A 1,532-nucleotide genomic window follows, 5' to 3' on the forward strand; every position below is an offset into this window, starting at 1 on the left:
TTTTTGCAGTTGCCAGACCGCATTTTTATTATATCAGAAGGAGTTTTTTTATTATGTTTCATAGCTATAAGCTTTACTGAACCCCACGTCTAACGCGGGGTTTTCTAAATACAAAAAAGCAAACTATCTTTTTATGATAGTTTGCTTCTGGTGACCCGTAGGGGAATCGAACCCCTGATTCCACCGTGAGAGGGTGGCGTCTTGACCGCTTGACCAACAGGCCTTATAGGAAATTATTTTCAACGACATATTTAATATTAGCACTTTTTTCATATATTGTAAATACCTTTTTGTATTACTTCTATATACTACCCAATTTTGTAGATTTTTATACAATAAAATTATATAAGGCAGTGCATAATTATAATGGCACCGCCTTACAAATTTTTATATTAAAATAAAATTCCTAAATGTTCTAATAGTATTTTTAATCCAATAAGTACTAACACAACTCCACCAGCAAGTTCAGCTTTACTTTTATATTTAGCACCAAATTTGTTACCTATAACTACCCCTACAATGGATAATATAAAAGTTATAATTGCTATAAGAGATATTGATGGAATTATAGAAGCTTGTAAAAAAGCAAATGTAATCCCAACAGCTAATGCATCTATACTAGTAGCAATAGCCAATGCAATTAATTCTTTTATCTTAATTCCACTACTTTGTTCCTTTTCTTCATCATCACCTTTTATTGCCTCTATTATCATTTGCACACCAATGAATGCAAGTAGACCAAATGCAATCCAGTGATCTATACTAGTTATGTATGACTCAAATTGTTTTCCTAAAATCCATCCTATAAGCGGCATCAATCCTTGAAAACCACCAAAAAATAAGGCTATAATTATTGCTTGTTTATAGTCTATCTTTTTCATATTAAGACCTTTACAAACTGCTACTGCAAAAGCATCCATCGACAACCCAACAGCAATTAAAACTAATTCTAAAGTTCCCATATTATCATCTCCTAAAATTCAAATAAAAAACTCATATATATCTGAAATTATATTTAAACTATATAAATAATACTTATAGCTCAAAAATAACACAGAATATATATGAGTCTCATTAATTAAGATAAGCTAGACTTAAAAAGTCAGTATGTTGACTTATCACGCATTTATAATACGCAAATTACTCCCTCACAAAAACGTGCTATTCAATATTTTATCATTAGCAATTTCTAATATCAATATACTTCTTATAAATAAAAAAAGAGTTTTGAAAAATAATATTTTCAAAACTCTTGTGGAGCGATAAACGAGGCTCGAACTCGCGACCTTCGCCTTGGCAAGGCGACGCTCTACCAACTGAGCTATTATCGCATATGGTGACCCGTAGGGGAATCGAACCCCTGTTACCACCGTGAAAGGGTGGTGTCTTGACCGCTTGACCAACGGGCCATCTTTACCTGGCAACATCCTACTCTCCCACACAGTCTCCCGTGCAGTACCATCGGCCCTCTGAGGCTTAACCATCGTGTTCGGTATGGGAACGGGTGTATCCCTTAGAGGCATCATCACCAG

Annotated in this window: 1 protein-coding gene, 3 tRNA genes and 1 rRNA gene; all 5 read right to left on the reverse strand. The window is 34.3% G+C overall.

Features of this window, described 5'->3' with window-relative positions; all coding sequences use genetic code 11:
* Positions 1-148: 148 nt before the first annotated feature.
* Positions 149-223, reverse strand: a tRNA-Glu gene (locus tag KQI30_RS16725).
* A gap of 169 nt (positions 224-392) precedes the next feature.
* Entirely contained in the window at positions 393-962 is a 570-nt protein-coding gene (locus tag KQI30_RS16730; protein WP_216464477.1) for a manganese efflux pump MntP, read from the reverse strand.
* Positions 963-1,255: 293 nt separating this feature from the next.
* A tRNA-Gly gene (locus tag KQI30_RS16735) sits at positions 1,256-1,331 on the reverse strand.
* Between the two features lie 3 nt (positions 1,332-1,334).
* Positions 1,335-1,409 (reverse strand) — tRNA-Glu (locus tag KQI30_RS16740).
* 6 nt (positions 1,410-1,415) lie between these two features.
* Positions 1,416-1,532: ribosomal RNA gene (gene rrf / locus KQI30_RS16745) — 5S ribosomal RNA — on the reverse strand.

Source organism: Clostridium bornimense (assembly GCF_018917145.1).
GTDB lineage: Bacteria > Bacillota > Clostridia > Clostridiales > Clostridiaceae > Clostridium_AN > Clostridium_AN bornimense_A.

Excerpts from the sequence above, each read along its gene's own strand:
- KQI30_RS16730 (WP_216464477.1), bottom strand. The coding sequence starts at position 962 with ATGGGAACTTTAGAATTAGTTTTAATTGCTGTTGGGTTGTCGATGGAT.